The organism is Blastopirellula sediminis, from assembly GCF_020966755.1.
GTDB classification, from domain to species: Bacteria; Planctomycetota; Planctomycetia; order Pirellulales; family Pirellulaceae; genus Blastopirellula; species Blastopirellula sediminis.
Map to the genome: position 1 here is coordinate 1,429,487 of NZ_JAJKFT010000010.1, position 15,798 is coordinate 1,445,284.

General features: G+C 58.0%; 17 protein-coding genes. 15 read left to right on the forward strand and 2 right to left on the reverse strand.

Going from position 1 to position 15,798, the window contains the following annotated elements:
* Positions 1 to 262 precede the first annotated feature (262 nt).
* The 9 genes from LOC68_RS17480 to LOC68_RS17520 all read left to right on the forward strand — a co-directional run bounded on the left by LOC68_RS17480 (position 263) and on the right by LOC68_RS17520 (position 7,566).
* Positions 263 to 520, forward strand: a complete 258-nt coding sequence (locus tag LOC68_RS17480) for a hypothetical protein (RefSeq protein ID WP_230221110.1) — start codon at positions 263 to 265, stop codon at positions 518 to 520.
* Positions 521 to 777: 257 nt separating this feature from the next.
* On the forward strand, positions 778 to 1,767 hold the full coding sequence (locus tag LOC68_RS17485) for a DUF1559 domain-containing protein (protein WP_230221112.1): 990 nt from the start codon (positions 778 to 780) through the stop codon (positions 1,765 to 1,767).
* A 93-nt stretch (positions 1,768 to 1,860) separates the two neighbouring features.
* Complete coding sequence (locus LOC68_RS17490) at positions 1,861 to 2,262, forward strand: carboxypeptidase-like regulatory domain-containing protein (protein WP_230221113.1); 402 nt, start codon at positions 1,861 to 1,863, stop codon at positions 2,260 to 2,262.
* Between the two features lie 366 nt (positions 2,263 to 2,628).
* Positions 2,629 to 3,606, forward strand: coding sequence for a DUF1559 family PulG-like putative transporter (locus tag LOC68_RS17495; RefSeq protein WP_230221115.1), 978 nt, complete (start codon positions 2,629 to 2,631; stop codon positions 3,604 to 3,606).
* 49 nt (positions 3,607 to 3,655) lie between these two features.
* A complete protein-coding gene (locus tag LOC68_RS17500) occupies positions 3,656 to 3,862 on the forward strand; it encodes a hypothetical protein (protein WP_230221117.1) in 207 nt (68 codons plus the stop codon).
* 329 nt (positions 3,863 to 4,191) lie between these two features.
* Positions 4,192 to 4,629, forward strand: coding sequence for a hypothetical protein (locus LOC68_RS17505; RefSeq protein WP_230221119.1), 438 nt, complete (start codon positions 4,192 to 4,194; stop codon positions 4,627 to 4,629).
* Between the two features lie 63 nt (positions 4,630 to 4,692).
* Complete coding sequence (locus tag LOC68_RS17510) at positions 4,693 to 5,592, forward strand: DUF1559 domain-containing protein (RefSeq protein WP_230221121.1); 900 nt, start codon at positions 4,693 to 4,695, stop codon at positions 5,590 to 5,592.
* 444 nt (positions 5,593 to 6,036) lie between these two features.
* Positions 6,037 to 7,020: a DUF1559 domain-containing protein gene (locus LOC68_RS17515; RefSeq protein ID WP_230221123.1), complete on the forward strand. Its 984-nt coding sequence runs from the start codon at positions 6,037 to 6,039 to the stop codon at positions 7,018 to 7,020.
* A gap of 153 nt (positions 7,021 to 7,173) precedes the next feature.
* Entirely contained in the window at positions 7,174 to 7,566 is a 393-nt protein-coding gene (locus LOC68_RS17520; protein ID WP_230221125.1) for a carboxypeptidase regulatory-like domain-containing protein, read from the forward strand.
* Positions 7,567 to 7,619: 53 nt separating this feature from the next.
* Here the strand turns inward: LOC68_RS17520 and LOC68_RS17525 are convergent, their stop codons facing one another.
* Positions 7,620 to 8,330 carry a hypothetical protein gene (locus LOC68_RS17525; RefSeq protein ID WP_230221127.1) on the reverse strand — a complete coding sequence of 237 codons (711 nt, stop codon included), beginning with the start codon at positions 8,328 to 8,330 and terminating at the stop codon, positions 7,620 to 7,622.
* A gap of 316 nt (positions 8,331 to 8,646) precedes the next feature.
* Here LOC68_RS17525 and LOC68_RS17530 point away from each other — a divergent pair, with 316 nt between their 5' ends.
* The 6 genes from LOC68_RS17530 to LOC68_RS17555 all read left to right on the forward strand — a co-directional run bounded on the left by LOC68_RS17530 (position 8,647) and on the right by LOC68_RS17555 (position 15,195).
* Positions 8,647 to 9,294, forward strand: a complete 648-nt coding sequence (locus tag LOC68_RS17530; RefSeq protein ID WP_230221129.1) for a 3-keto-disaccharide hydrolase — start codon at positions 8,647 to 8,649, stop codon at positions 9,292 to 9,294.
* 162 nt (positions 9,295 to 9,456) lie between these two features.
* Positions 9,457 to 11,523, forward strand: a complete 2,067-nt coding sequence (locus tag LOC68_RS17535) for an FAD-dependent oxidoreductase (protein WP_315858791.1) — start codon at positions 9,457 to 9,459, stop codon at positions 11,521 to 11,523.
* Between the two features lie 85 nt (positions 11,524 to 11,608).
* A complete protein-coding gene (locus tag LOC68_RS17540; protein WP_230221131.1) occupies positions 11,609 to 12,268 on the forward strand; it encodes a hypothetical protein in 660 nt (219 codons plus the stop codon).
* Between the two features lie 67 nt (positions 12,269 to 12,335).
* The gene (locus tag LOC68_RS17545) at positions 12,336 to 13,412 is read left to right on the forward strand and encodes a DUF1559 domain-containing protein (RefSeq protein WP_230221133.1); all 1,077 of its coding nucleotides are present in this window, start codon (positions 12,336 to 12,338) and stop codon (positions 13,410 to 13,412) included.
* Positions 13,399 to 14,463 (forward strand): DUF1559 domain-containing protein, encoded by a 1,065-nt coding sequence (locus tag LOC68_RS17550; RefSeq protein ID WP_230221135.1) that lies wholly within the window; start codon positions 13,399 to 13,401, stop codon positions 14,461 to 14,463. The genes LOC68_RS17545 and LOC68_RS17550 overlap by 14 nt, the downstream gene beginning before the upstream one ends.
* A gap of 39 nt (positions 14,464 to 14,502) precedes the next feature.
* The gene (locus LOC68_RS17555; RefSeq protein ID WP_230221136.1) at positions 14,503 to 15,195 is read left to right on the forward strand and encodes a hypothetical protein; all 693 of its coding nucleotides are present in this window, start codon (positions 14,503 to 14,505) and stop codon (positions 15,193 to 15,195) included.
* On the opposite strand, the gene LOC68_RS17560 is transcribed toward LOC68_RS17555, so the two are convergent.
* Positions 15,170 to 15,790 carry a hypothetical protein gene (locus LOC68_RS17560; RefSeq protein WP_230221138.1) on the reverse strand — a complete coding sequence of 207 codons (621 nt, stop codon included), beginning with the start codon at positions 15,788 to 15,790 and terminating at the stop codon, positions 15,170 to 15,172. The two genes, LOC68_RS17555 and LOC68_RS17560, sit on opposite strands and share 26 nt — an antisense overlap.
* Positions 15,791 to 15,798: the final 8 nt, after the last annotated feature.

Sequence of the window (15,798 nt, forward strand, 5' to 3'; positions counted from 1 at the left end):
TGAAAGATTGGGCTTCGTTCCGTTGCGAATCGGCGCCCAGTCGCGCCAGCGCGGACCAGAGAAGCATGCGCGGGGTTCATTCAAATACTCATCTTGGAATCATACGACTATGTTGCGTGTCGTGGCAGTTTTGATCGTTAGTTTCGTCGTTGCGACGACGAGTCTTGGTTGTGGAAAATCTCATCCCTATCCTGTGGGAGAAGTAAGCGGAAAGCTGACGCTACGCGGAAAGCCGGCGCCGAGCGATCTGGAGATCTTCTTCATGAGTCAGAAAACAGGCGCCGCCTATAAGGCGCTGGTGAAAACCGACGGCTCGTTCGCCATGGATGAACCGGTGCGCGTCGGCGAGTATGTCGCCTACGTTCAACCGGCGGTCGATTTGAACTTGGATATGTCGGCGCCGCCGAAGCCGGTGAGCGTGAATTCGGCGGTGCCCAAGAAGTACGCCAACGATTCGATGAGCGATCTGCACGCCAGCGTGCAGGAAGGAACGAATGAGTTTCAGTTCGACATGAAGTGAAATGTTGCGCCTTTTCGGCGATGTTCGAATTCGGCGCCGTCAATGTTTGAAACGCCAAGAGGTAGGAAGTTTCCGCAATCAAACGCCGCGGCTCTGGCCATAGGTGGGGAAATCGGAATCGTCCGAGAAAAACACGTGCAATCAAATCATTGATTAGGGGACAACTGCAGGAAGAGTTGAGTCTGAACGCACTTACAATTTTGCTAACACCCTCTCTAAGCTCCCTCTTATCCCTTCATTTATAGAGAGACTTGTCGATGCGAATTCGTAAGCGATTTACCGGCTTTACGCTGGTCGAGTTGTTAGTTGTGATCGCCATCATCGGCGTTTTGATCGCCCTGTTGTTGCCGGCCGTTCAGCAGGCTCGCGAGGCCGCTCGGCGGATCCAGTGCACCAACCATATGAAGCAGCTTGGGTTGGCGCTGCACAACTATCACGACACCTATTTGAAGTTCCCCTACAACGCCGAGCCGCAATCGGCGAACGTCGCCGATCGTCTCCGCGGCTGCTCGTGGATCACCCGCATTCTCCCCTTCGTGGAACAGACCGCGGCCTACAACCAGATGCAGTTCGTCGGCGACTGGTCGATGCAGGACAACTCGTCGAGCAACCCGAACTACAACGTGCTGAACAACTACGTCGTCGACGGTTTCTATTGCCCGTCAAGCCCGCTGCCGCCGACGCAACAGCGCACCACCAAGGCGAACGGAACGATCACTTTGCAGGTGGCCAGCTACGTCGGCGTGATGGGTTCGTACTACAAAGGGGGAACTTCGACGACCGTTTCTCCCTTCTCGCCGCAGTTCAACTCGTACGGCATCGCCGTCGGTAACGGCGTGATCGTGCCGGTCGGTTTGGGCGCCAATGCGATCACGATGGCGTCGGTCGTCGACGGTACGACCAACACCATCTTCGCCGGCGAACAGAGCAACTATCAGTTCGACACCAGCGGAAATCGCAAGGATCTGCGCTCCAGCGGCTACTACGGCGGGCCTTGGTCGTGCGGCGCCGGAACCGGCACTTGGACGCAGAACGTCACCACGTTGCGCTACCCGATCGGTACGTACGGCAACACCGGCAACGTCGATCCGTACAACACGAACATCTCGTTCACTTCCGCTCATCCCGGCGGCATGATGGGAGCGCTGACCGACGGTTCGGTTCGCTTTGTTCCGGAGACGATCGACTTTGCGATCTTCACGGCGCTCTGCGATCGACAAGATGGCGCCGTCGTCGGCGAGTACTAATTCTCATCGCGCGGTAAGGTCGAATACCGGCGCGTGCGAACGTGCGCCCGCCGGTCTTAACTTTCGCGTTCTTATTTCCGCATGGTTTTCGCAATGTTCAAACGTATTTCAGTTTTGGTTTTCGCTGGCCTTGTGGCGGCGGCCGTCGGTTGCGGCGGTAGCGAGAGCAAGATGGGGGGAGTCAGCGGTACGGTGACCCTGGATGGCAAGCCGGCGGCTGATCTCCAAGTTACCTTTACGCCCCAGAAGGGACGCCCGTCGAGCGGCGTCACCGACGCCGAGGGGAAGTACGAGTTGTTCTATATTCGCGATCAGCGCGGCGCCGAACCTGGTTCGCACGTCGTCAGCATTACGACGGTTGCGAAAAGTTCGCCCGATCCTGGGCCGCCGCAGTTCGTCGAAAAGGTTCCCTCCAAGTACAACGTGAAAACGACGTTGTCGGCCGATGTGGCGAAAGGACCGAATACGATCGACTTTAAGCTCGAATCGAAGTAGCGCGGCGGACTCCGCGTCGTCGCGATCAAACGTTCCTGCCGCACGCAGATGGAAGTAACCTGCGTGCGGAATCGACACTCAAGTTCCTGCCCCACCTGATAGCGAACCGCCGATTTGCGACTTTCCCCGCCTGTCGCAATCATGCCCTGCCGTAAGCGGTTTCGGAAAACTCTTCCTGTCATGCGATCCCCTTTGGACGTCGACGATGTCCAGGGCGCTCGTTCTTAAGAAATCTAGTTTGGTGACGAAACGCGAGCGCTAGTGGAGCGATTGATCGCGATGCGGCGGTCGATCCTGCGCGACTTCCGCATTGATATTCCATTTATATGTACTCGATTTCAGAAAGCCGCTTCTATGAGACTAGCAATGATAGGGAGACGAGCCTTTACGCTTGTCGAGCTGCTTGTGGTCATCGCCATCATCGGCGTCTTGATCGCACTTTTGCTGCCTGCCGTTCAGCAGGCCCGCGAGTCGGCCCGCCGGATGCAGTGCACCAATAATCTGAAGCAAATGGGGATCGCGCTGCATAACTTTCACGACACGTTCGGGTTGATTCCGTACGGTTCGACGAAGTACCGGCTTTCGCCCCATGTGCAAATTCTCGACTACATGGAAGCAAACACGTCGAAGGATTTGTACGACGTCAAGCAATCGCTCTACAGCACGCAAAACGTCAACGCCTCAAAGACGCAACTGCCGTTTCTGCTTTGTCCGAGCGATCCCTTTCCCAACGGAGGAGCCGGCGGTCAGGCGACGACCAGTTATCACTACAACGTCGGCCGTTGGGTGACGTTGACCAAGTGGGACGGCGCCTTTGCGGAGAGCATCTACGCGGGAACCGAAGCGGGGACCGGGCTTAGCTACTGGAAGACGACCGATCTGACGTTCGGCAACATCACCGACGGCTTGTCGAACACCGCCGCTTTCGCCGAAGTGCAAACTGGCGACGCTTACGGCGGCAGCGACAACAAGAAGTGGGACGCTTACGATTGCTCGGCGCCGGCGGCGACGACGACCGCCGCTGCGCGGACCGCGTTCCAAGCGTTGGATTGGAAGACGTCGTCGATTCCGTGGAGCGGCGATTGGCGCTATCGCGGTTATCCCTACAGCGAAGGGAGCGTCTGGCGAACCGGCTACAACCACTTGCTGCCGCCAAACAGCCCCGCGTGGGTTCCCGGCGGCGACTTCAACGCGATCGTCTCGCCAGCCGGAAGTTATCACCCGGGCGGAGCGCTCGCCGTCTTGGCCGACGGCAGCGTCCACTTCTACACAGAAACGATGGATGGCGCGGTCTGGGAAGCGTTTGGTTCGCGCGACGGCCGCGACTTGACGATTCAACAGTAGGCCCGGTTTCAGCGTTCGCGTTTTACTAACTCGCTCAAGGAATCAATCGATGAATTCTTCTCAACGTAGTTTTCGCTACGCGGCTTGCTGGATCTTGTGCGCGATCGTCATCGCGCCGATTGCGGCCGGTTGCGGCGGATCGAATCAGAAGCCGGCGATTACCAAGCCGAAGGACATGACGCCCGAAGAACACCGGGCGCACATGGAAGAGATGCGGCAGCGGGAAATGCAATCGATGTCGCAGATGAAGAAGTGACGCTTCGGCGAAAGCTCTCGAAGCAAGGCTCCCGAAGGCTCTTGGCCCGTCGCCCAAGAGCCTTTTTTTGTTCTTGCAGGGCGTTTGGCTCGAGAGCGGAATTTATTCGCCCTGTAACCATTCGTTTAGGGGGCATTGCATGCTACTTTAGGCAATAAAAAAACTTTTAGACTATTGCTTTTGTTTTTTCTCATCGTGTAAAGTGCACATCGCCTCGCTAAGTAATTCTTATGCGAACTTTCGAGGCTTTAGCTCAGAGCAGGGATCGGATCGCGGGCCGCCCCCTCTCTCGTTGATTATCCATTTTCTCTTTCCCCCGAGGTCCCCTCATGCCTTTCCTGTGCCGATCAGGGGCAGGTCCCCTGACCGCCGCGTTGTGTGTCGTTGCGCTAGCGCTGGCTGGCTGCAATTCCAAGAGTGGCGGCATCGTCGTTACCGGCGACGTCCAGTTCGATGGCCAGCCGCTCCAAAACGGTCTCATTCACTTCGAGCCGATGGGTGGCGCTGGGGCCAGCGCCGCGCGGCGGATCGACGGCGGCAAATATGAATTTGACGCCAACTCCAACATGAAGCCCGGCAAGTACAAGGTCGCGATTCGCGCGACGCAGCCCGACTCTGGGCTGGATGCCGACGCTGCGATGAACCGGGGACCGCAGCCTCCGTTCGTCGATCCCATTCCGAAGAAATATAGCGACAAAACCGAACTGACCGTCGAAGTCACCGAGGCCGGTCCCAACAAGTTCGATTTCGATCTAAAGAGCAAATAGTCGGCGTCCCAGGACGGCGACAGAGCCGCTCCTCCATACATCTTTTTTCTTCTGAGGCGTCTTATGTCTTCCAAACGTAGCGGGTTTACTCTCGTCGAATTGCTGGTGGTCATCGCGATCATCGGCGTCTTGATTGCGCTGCTCTTGCCTGCCGTTCAACAGGCTCGCGAAGCGGCTCGTCGTTCTTCGTGTCAGAACCAACTGAAGCAGATTGGTCTGGCGATGCACAACTATCACGACACCTACAATTCCTTGCCGTATGGTCACCTAGCCACACCGACGGCCATCTCGGGCGATCCCGAAGTCTCGGGGCTTGGTTGGTTGAAAGCGATGCTGCCGTTTGTCGAGCAAGGCAACTTGAACGACGGCTGGAACTACTCTTTGACTTACCATTCGGGGACCAATCTGACGTTGATTCGTACGACGATCCCGAATTTTCTATGCCCCAGCGATTCCCCCACCCAAACTTGGAATAGCGTGCCGAACTACAACTACGCTTGCAATCTCGGCACGACCAATTTGAGTCGGACCAATCCGCTGAACGGCGTCCCCTATTGGGCCTCTCCGTTTGAAGCCAAGGGGAAAATCAATCGCTTCGCTTCGATCACGGACGGTCTGACCAACACGATGTTGGTCGCTGAAGTGCGACAAGGGCAAGTCGCCAGCGACTTGCGCGGCTTGATCTGGTACGGTCAACACTGCGGTTTCATGACCCACTACGGGCCGAACAGCCAATCGCCGGATCAATCGCAGTCCTCGTTCTGTCAGAACGCGGCGATGGCGCCGTTGGGCATGCCGTGCATCGGCGGTACGCCCCTCTTCTCGGCTCGCAGCCAACATCCAGGCGGCGTGCAAGCGACGCTTGGCGACGGCTCGGTTCCGTTCATCGCCGAGACGATCGACATCAACACTTGGCGCGCCCTGTCGGGGATGAACGACGGTCAGGTTTTGGGCGAGTACTAATCGCCCAGCGCGTCTTGGCCATCTTGTGCTGTAAGACGCCGCCGTTTGTCCAACATCGTTGAACTCTTCGCTGCGTGGAAACGCGATCGCATTGGCGGTTGCGTCGCCACGCAGCGTCGTTTCTTGGCGACGTCATACGTTTCTAGTGCGTCGCTTGATCCTCAAGCCGGGGGGGCGTGGAAATCGATCGCGCGTCATGACGAGCTGCGAAATGGCTAACCATGGAATCGCACTTGGCGAAAGAGTCGATGCTGACGTCGACGCGTTGCGCAATGAGTTCATCGGCGACGGACAAGTCTTGACTGGCGAAGTGACCAATTGGAAGTATTTGTCGCGGTTATGCGCAAAAGTATGGGAGTCCGCTTTTTCGTTCGCTTGAGACGTAAGTAGAATCGCAAACCCAAATCCATTCTCTTTTCCCTGTAGTCGTCTTTTGAGAGAGCTATGCGAAATAAGAAAGCGTTTACCGGTTTTACGCTCGTTGAATTGTTGGTCGTGATCGCTATCATCGGCGTCTTGATCGCTCTGTTGTTGCCGGCCGTGCAGCAAGCTCGAGAAGCGGCTCGCCGTATGCAGTGCACTAATCATCTGAAGCAGTTGGGACTCGCGCTGCACAACTATCACGATACGTTCAACGTCTTGCCGTACAACCAGTCTCCCCAGTCGGGCAGCGGCGCCACGAAGCAGCGCGGACCGTCGTGGTTCGTTCGCTTGATGCCGTTCATGGAGCAGACGGCGGCGTACAACCAGTTCCAGTTCACCGGCGACTGGACGATGCAAGATGGTACGAGCCCGAACGAGAACATCTTGAACGGATTGGTGGTGGAAGGGCTCTATTGTCCTTCAAGCCCTTTGCCGCAGACCCGCGATTGGACGACCAAGACTGGCCTGACCGTCACCTTGCAGCGTGCGAATTACGTCGGGATCAACGGTTCGTATCACCAGGGCGGAACCGACGTTCAATCCGACTTTACGCACAGCACGATCTATGGCGCTTGCTATTACAACGGAGCGATCGTCGCGATGTGGGATAAGAGCCCTGCGATCGGACTCCAAAACCTGATCGACGGCACGAGCAACACGATGTTCGCCAGCGAACAGTCGAACTTCCAATACAACGGAACGACCGCGGTCGACAACGCCAGCTCGAACTATTGGGGCGCTGCGTGGGCTTCAGGCGCCGCCGGCGACGGTACCGGCAACTGGGTGCAGAACGCGACGACCCTCCGCTATCCGATTGGATCGTACGGCGGTGCGGGCAATACCACCTCGTACCATCAGAACATTCCCTTCACCTCCGCTCACCCGGGCGGCGTGATGGGCGCTTTGGCGGACGGATCGGTTCGATTCGTTGCGGAGACGATCAACTACTCGACGCTTACCGCGCTTTGCGATCGCCAGGATGGCGCGGTCGTCGGCGAGTACTAATCGCCTGGCCGTTTCGTTGCGTCGTCTTGAACGAACGCATCGTCGAACAAGCGGCGACCGCGGCGCTCTGTTGGCCGCGGTTGCGAGAAGTCGCGTTTTAACAGCGCCTCACTGATTTTCCCTCAAAGCCATTGTTGTTTGTGAGAACAAAACGTGTTGCGATATCTTCCTTGTTTGCTCTTGCTGGCGATCGCCGCGTCGGTCGGTTGCTCGAGTAACAATCTTGGCGTCAGCGCCGTTACCGGAACGGTGACGATGGATCAGAAGCCGCTTGCCGGCGGTCGCGTTCAATTCTTCCCGACGGATGGACGCCCCTCGAGCGGCGTTACCGACGCCAGCGGCACGTACGAGCTGAACTACATCCGCGACGTGATGGGCGCCGAACCGGGTCAGCATAAAGTTCGAATCACGACCGACGTGCTGGAGCTTCCCAATGGACGGGAAACTCGTGAGACAATCCCCACGCGGTACAACCGCAACACCGAACTCATGGTGGAAGTGAAAGAGGGATCGAACGTCTTCGACTTTGATCTTAAGTCAAAGTAACGTCGGAATCGCCTGGCAGTGCGCGGTGCGTCTAGACGCACCGCAACTCTTTTCTATCGGCCAGGGTCGCGCAGCGGTCGCGCTTCGCTATCTTTGCGGCGTGGGCGTTTGCCTGGTCCGCTGGGTGCGTTGACGAACATCCAGAGAATGAAGCCGAGCAGCAGTCCGACGCCGGTCATCGTCAGGAAGGGCCACGGGGGGTTCCAGTTTTCCAGGCCGTGATGCAAGTCGGCGCCGAAAATCGTCGCCAGCGTGACGATCGGAAAGAAGAAGGCGGCCAGAACGTTTAGTCGATGCGCCGAGACCGACATCCGATGGGCGGCGTCGGCCTGACGTTCGGTTTGCTGTGCGATGGCGAAGTCGAGTTCGTTCTTCGCTTCGTTGTAAAGGAGCTCCGCTTTCCGTTCTAACTCGTAAGCGCGGTCGCGAGCGTTGATCAACGCTTTATCGTCGCCGCTTACTTCGCGCGCCTTTTGCAGCACCGCGTGCATGTTGCGCGTCGCGCGGAGCAGGGGGCTGAGGTCTGAGATGACTTGGAAGTAGGCGGCGCTTCCTTCGGCCGCTTCCTCTTCTTTCTCCAGCCGATCGATGGCGGATGCGTATTGGCCGAGATGGCGGGTAATGGCGCCGTCTCCTGATCCGAGGTCGCTGGAGTTCCATTCCTTCTTGCCGTCGCGCCAGAAGAAACGGCCGACCCGGTTTTTTTCGCCCGGTTTGGGAGGTTGGTGCAAAACGAGGAGGAGCTGGCCATCGGCCTGCATCACTCGCTGTTTCCCGACCTGATCCCCCAAACGGCGTCGAAAAAGGTCCGGGACCTCCCAAATAGCGGGTAATAGCGACTTCGCGTTCATCGGTGGACTCGCATGATGAGATAAGATTCGCCGCTCTCTTGAGATTCGCGACTGGCGCACCATTATTGCTTAAAAATAAGGTCAAAATCGACTAGAGGCGGCGAATAGACAGTGAACTATGCAGCTGTTATCCTCGAATTGTCAGCTTGTTAACTCTCCTGACGAGCGAATTTGCTGCCTTTACCACTTATTCCCCCCCGGGATCCCACCTGCACATTTGGAGAAGCGAATGAAGCGTTTTACTGCCCAGAGCCTGTTTTCCTTGGGCTTGATGTTCGTGGCCTTGGCGGCCGTTTCGGTCCGCGCCGCGGAAGACGAAAAGGGCTGGATCGCGCTGACCGACGGCAAAAGCTTTGACGGTTGGAAGATCAACGAAAGCGACAAGTCCTGGAGCATCAAGGACGGCGCGTTCGTCGCCAACGGCGGTCGCAGCCACTTATTCTATGTCGGCGACGAAAAGCCGTTCAAGAACTTCACTTTGAATCTCAAAGTGATGACCAAGAACAACAGCAACGGCGGCGTCTACTTCCACACCAAGTTCCAGGAAGAAGGCTGGCCGAAGAATGGCTTTGAATGCCAGGTGAACAACAGCTACAACTCTGACCCGCGCAAGACCGCCAGCGTTTACGCCGTCAAAGACGTGCTGCAAGCTCCGGCCGGCGACGACGAGTACTTCGACTACACCATCGAAGTCAAAGACAAGACCGCCAAGCTGTTCATCAACGGCAAGCTGGTCAATGAGTACACCGAACCGGAAGGTACCGAAGCCGGCAAGGACTTCACCCGCGTCTTTGACGAAGGGACCTTCGCGCTGCAGGCTCACGATCCGGGCAGCACGGTCTACTACAAAGACATCCGCGTGAAGCGCCTGCCGTAAGGTTGAACGCTAACGCGACAATTTGAACCCCAAAAAGCCGTCGGCAGCGATGCCGGCGGCTTTTTTTGACGGTTTTCGGTTGTTTCTTTGCGGCGGCCGGCGATTTACAATAATCGAAATAGATTTTCCTACCTCAAACCCCGCCTTTTTGGAGCTTTTCGCGTGATTCGACATTTCGCCCTGCTGGCCACGATGCTGGCGACCTGTTTTACCGCTCGACTCTCGGCAGCCGAAACGAGCTACGACGTCGTCATCTACGGCGGGACGTCGGCGGCGATCGCGGCGGCGGTGCAAGTCAAACGGATGGGGAAATCGGTCATCGTCGTTTCGCCCGATACGCACTTGGGCGGGCTCACCAGCGGCGGTCTCGGTTGGACCGACAGCGGCAACAAGGCGGCGATCGGCGGGATCTCGCGCGAGTTCTATCAACGCGTTCGTAAGCACTACGACCAGCCGTCGGCCTGGCGTCAGCAGAAGCCGGAACAATACAGCCGCTACAACAAGAATGAAGATGCGATGTGGGTCTTCGAACCGCACGTCGCCGAACAGATCTTTGAAGACCTGGTCGCCGAGTACAAGATTCCGGTCGTCCGCGACGCATGGCTTGATCGTGAGAACGGCGTCGAAGTGAAGGACGGCAAGATCGTCTCGTTCAAGACGCTCGACGGCAAGAAGTACAGCGGCAAGATCTTCATGGATACGACCTACGAAGGGGACCTGATGGCGGCGGCCGGGGTTTCGTACTTCGTCGGACGGGAAGGAAACGACGTCTATGAAGAAACGCTCGACGGTATTCAAACCGCTCATGCTCGTTCGCATCAATTCGATTACCCGGTCGACCCGTACGTGGTGAAGGGAGACCCGAGCAGCGGGCTGCTTGCGAAGATCTCGGATCAGCCGCCGGGAATCGACGGTCAGGGAGACAAGAAGCTGCAGGCCTACTGCTTCCGCACTTGCTTGACGACCGCCCAGGACAACATGGTTCCGTTCCCGAAACCGGAAGGATACGACGCGAAGGATTACGCGTTGCTCGCGCGTTACCTGGCCGGCGGTTGGAAGGGAGTCTTCAACAAGTTCGACCCGGCGCCCAACTTCAAGACCGACGTCAACAATCATGGCGGGTTTTCGTTCGACAACATCGGCATGAACTACGACTATCCGGAAGCGTCGTACGAACGTCGTAAGGAAATCATCAAAGAGCACGAAAACTACCAGATCGGTTTGCTCTACTTCCTGTCGAACGACCCGAGCGTCCCGGCCGACATTCAAGCCAAGATGAAGAAGTGGGGACTGTCGAAGGATGAGTTCGTCGACAACCACAACTGGCCGCATCAGCTCTACATTCGCGAAGCTCGCCGCATGGTCGGTCCGTTCGTGATGTCGGAGCAGTACCTGCGGGCGCTGAAGCCGACGCCGGAATCGGTCGGTCTCGGTTCGTACAACATGGACTCGCACAACGTCCAGCGTTACGTCGATGCGAAAGGTCACGTCCGCAACGAAGGGGACATCCAGGTCAGCCCCGGCGGAGCCTATCCGATCAGCTACCGCTCGATCGTGCCGAAGAAGGAAGAATGCGAAAACCTGCTGGTGCCGGTTTGCGTTTCGTCGTCGCACATTGCGTACGGTTCGATCCGCATGGAGCCGGTCTTTATGATCCTGGGACAATCGGCTGCGACCGCCGCCGTCCAGGCGATCGAAGGAAACAAAGCGGTACAGGACGTCACCTATGACGAACTGAAGCCGCGTCTGTTGGCCGACGGTCAGGTGCTGGAAATGGAACGCAAGCCGAAGGCGCCGGCGATCGTGCTGCGTGCTGAAGATCTGCCGGGGACGGTCATCGATGACGTCGACGCCAAGACGGTCGGCACGTGGGGCGAAAGCAGCGTCGTGCAGCCGTTCGTCGGCAGCGGCTATCGCTTTTACGACGCCGCGACGAAGGCCAAAGCGTCGATCTCGTTTACGACCAAGCTGAAGGCGGGCAAGTACGACGTTCGCGTCGCCTATTCGCCGAACGCCAACCGCGCCACCAACGTCGCCATCGCGGTGACCTCCGGCGGCGCAACGCATGAGGCCGAACTAAACCAACGCCAACAGCCAAAGCACGACAAGGCGTTCGCATCGATCGGTCAGTTCGAGCTGTCGGGCGAAACGACCGTCACCATCACCGGCGACGGCGCCAACGGCTATGTGATCGCCGACGCGGTTTCGTTCGTGCCGGTCAAGAAGTAGTTCCGGCGATCGCCAATTCGATACGCAAACGCCGCCCCGGCCGAGAGTCTGGGCGGCGTTTTTTCTAAGGAGATTCCTGCCACGGATGAGTGACGACGGTCGCAGCACGACGACGGAAGGAAAACAGCCCCTGGCGTTCCTTGGTCAGGGGGCGTTCTACGGATACGTCGCGACGGTGATGACGTTGGCGGCGTTGATCATTCTGATCGTCGGGGTGATGAGTTGGTTCGCCAAGGAACCGGTGCTGCCACGAATGAATAGTCTGCCGGGTGACGAATACCGCTGGGGATTTTTGCTGTTGCTGGCGGGTAGCATGGCCGCTTTTTTCTGGCGGCTAAGCCTGTTGCGAATGCGGCCGCTGCTGCGCGTCGGCTTGGAGGGGATCGAAGTGAATCTGGGCGTCGCATACGTCCCGGATTTTCCAACCCGCTGGCTGACGATCTTCGGCTGGATGCGAACTTCGGTCGGTTGGATTCCTTGGTACGAGGTGAAATGCGTGGAGGCTCGCCCCAGCGTGACCAACTTTGCAACCCGCATGGGAGTCAACGGCGGGTTGGTGATCGAGGGCGCAATCTTGCCGAAGAGCGGAGAAGGGCCGAGCCCGAGCGGCGTGCCGATCGGAACGTCGCTGGCGATCATCACGGCCGAGTTTCGTTCAACGCCGGGTCGCGTCGCCGAAAAAATTTATCCCTACCTGAATGATCCCCAACTGCGCCAAACGCTTCCCAGCTTGTGGGAAACGTAGTAGGCTGCGGAGCAGGGGGATCGCCTACCACGATGGAGGCGGTCGATCGGAACGTAGGGCGGCGAACATGACGAGCGACGAGACGAAAGAGACGCCGGCGGCGAAGTCGATCGGGGTGCTGCGCGGATGCTTGGTAATTATCGCCATTCTCTATTTCATCATGCTGATGCCGTCGACGCATGGAACCCCATGGATTGTGACGGTCCCCTTGATCCTGCTGCTTGGTTGGATTCCGTTTCTGGTACGCAACGTCACGCAGATGGAGCCGAGCGGCGAGACGTTTTTGATTTGGATCGCTTGCGTCTTGTTGGCGATCGGAGTCGTGCAGCTGGTCATGACTCCGCTGTGGCGAAAACTGGGAACGTCTGCCGAGCAAACGGAGCCCGTCTGGCGATTTCGTTGGACGGCGGCGGGCGTGATTCTCTTCCACGCACTATTCGTCGGCGGGCTGGCGACCGTGGGAGCGATTGATCAGACCTATTGGATGATGCAAGGGCCGTTTCCATCGATGATGGATGGGCACGCGATCACAGAGCGTCGGATGGAGTCCGCGAACCGCTTGAAGCGGCTTGGCTTGGCCGCCCACAACTATCACGACGATTGGGGACGATTCCCGCAAAGCGATTTTTCCAAGGAGGGGGAGCCGCGTCATAGCTGGATGGTCAAACTCTTGCCTTTTCTGGAAGAGCGACAGCTGTACGAATCGATCGAGCTCGACAAGTCATGGGACGATCCGTCGCAACGCGCCGCGTACGAAACTCGCGTGAAAGGCTTTGAAAATCCCGGCATTCTCGAGGCGCCGGCGCCAGGAGAATTGGCGCCATCTCACTTTGCAAGCAACGTCCGGATGCTTGGTCCGAGGTTGAAAATGGAGTTTCGCAATGTGACCGATGGAACGAGCAATACGATCTTGATGGGTGAGGTGATGGACGAAGTCCCGGCCTGGGGGGATCCAATCAATTGGCGCGATCCGGCGCTGGGGGTCAATAAGTGGACGAATGGTTTTGGTTCGCCTTCGGTAGGGGGAGCGCAGTTTCTGTTCGTCGACGGTTCGGTCCATTTTCTTCGCGATGATATCGACCCGGAAGTGCTAAAAGCGCTCAGTACGCCGGCCGGAGGTGAGGCGAATCATGAGTTCCGTTGAGACAGGGCAGGGTGGAGCGACAAGCGACGAGTCGCCGACGAGCGAACCAGATCGGCGTTACGTCTGGTGGATCGTCACGGCGGTGGTGGTGGCGATACTCGGCTTTTGTCTGATGCCGATCGCCGGCGGTTTGGCCTGGTTGATTGAAACGCCGTTTACGCTGCTGTTCGGATGGGTTCCCTACAGTTGGCGTACGCTGCACCAGACCTCACCAGAACGAATCACGATTGTCGGGTGGATTATCAGCGTCGCGATTTTTTCGTTCGGGTTTCATTGCGCAGGACGATACTTTGCGGTCAAGTGGCAAGTGCGGAAGACGATCGCCGTCGTGCTATTGATCTTCGCGGCGACCATCGCGGGGATTTGTTTGATCGGCGTCGGCCATCAAGCGGTTTGGATCGCCAACGCGCCGCGCTGGGTAGAACTAGAGAGTCGCTACTACGACCGTCATGACGCAGACCGGGACCTGCAGCAGATCGGCAACAGCATCAAAGACTTTCAATTGCAGAAGAACGCGCTGCCGCGCAGTACGTTTACGCCGGAGGGGCGTCCGCTGCATGGCTGGATGACGATGATCTTGCCGCAAATCGGCCGGATGGATCTGTATGAAAGCGTGACCTTGTTCGCCCCGTGGGATATGAACTATCAATCGTTCGCCTTTGACACGGAAGTGGAAGAATACCTTCGCCGCGGCGATTTGATCACGCGAGACGACCGCGACTTTGCGGTGACGCATTACTCGGCGAACAAACATGTAATCGATTCGGCCAGGGTGAAGAGCCTGGCTGACGTCCAAGACGGAGCGAGCAATACGATCCTGCTTGGAGAGATCAACGACAACTTTCCGGCCTGGGCGCGACCGCGGAATGGGCGTGATCCGGCGATCGGCTTAAATCAACGGGGCGGGTTTGGGGCGCCGTGGGGAAGCGGCGTTTACTTCACCATGGGGGACGGCTCGGTGAGGTTTATTCCCAACGACGTCGATCCAGAAGTGCTACGAGCGCTCAGCACGCCCAATGGCGGCGAGCCTCCCTCGAAAACTGACTTTTGAACTTTTTCCCCGCTAAGAAGCGTCTTTGGAATAAGAACGATGACGACCTTTTGCAATCTGCCGCTTTCGCTTCCTGTCGACTGGCTACTGCTTGGCGGAATGCCGGCGGTGCGCCTGACCAGCGACACTTCGACGCGCATGCAGGGGATCTCATTTTTCCTGATGGGGATCGTCGTCTCGACGCTGGTCGTCTGGTGGGCGTGGAATTGGCTTCGTCGCGACTTTACGGCGCTGCCGAAGCTCTCGTTTATCGGCGCCGCCGGGCTGACGGTGTTGTGGGGGATGTTGTTCGTCATCGTGCTGACGATGATCAGCGGCGCTCGCGAGTTGATGACGCCAAAAGCATGGAGGCCGAACGGTCTTACCTACGCAATTGATGACGAGCCGGGAACGTCGCTGGAGAGTTTGGCCGAGGAGCGGGAAAACGAGATCAAGCTGGTCGCCGCCACGCTGACGTACTACAAACGGACGCGCGGCGGAGAGTTGCCGGAAGATGTCGTCTACCTGGGAGATGCAGCGGAAGAGCTGGGGTTCATTTCGCTGGCTCATAGCCTGGAAATGAATTACTGGTACGACGCATCGCAATCCAAATCATCGCCGATCTTGATTCGGCAGATCGCTCAGAAGGGAGGGCCGGCGTGGGGAATCACAGCGGAGGGAGAAATTGTTCGCTTGGATGAGGCGGAGAAGCCGGAGCGAAGAGCGCCTAAAACCGATTCGGACGGTTCATAATCTCGTTCAACACAATCACCTTGCGGATGTCGCTAGGGTTGCGGAACATGGCGGCGAGTTCGGCGGCGGCGCTGGTCGTTTTTAGCTCGTTGCCTTCGTCGTCCATGCCCCCCAGGTCGTAGTCGTACGCTTCCGGTTCTTTCGGACCTTCTTGCGCAGCTCTCAGATAGGCTTCCACAGAGTCGGTGTAATGTTCGCCATGCGACGGCAACTCTTCCTGTTCCGTCTTGACGTGCTGGCTCGGCAGCTGGTCGTGTGCGGTGATCGGCGGGAGGGGAGCGACCATCTCGGCCCTGACCATCGCCTCTTCCGAAGCGTAGGAGGGGGGCGCCTCTTGGATCGGCGGTTGGCTGCGATTGTCGCCGCGGCCGGCTTGCTGCAGGAATTGGGCGATTTCCGATTCAAGGTCGTTGCCGGCTTGTTGCGGTCGCGGTCGCTGCGGAGCCTGCGGCTTGTTGGGGGGCGGAGTGCGATCCGCTTGCGTCGTCTTACCGCCGAACAACTTGAGAATCGCCGGGCCGATGACGAACAGCAGCACGATCGCGATCCGAATGATCGTGTCAATGTCCGCGGCAATCAAGATCGGCAGTTGCATGATGTTCG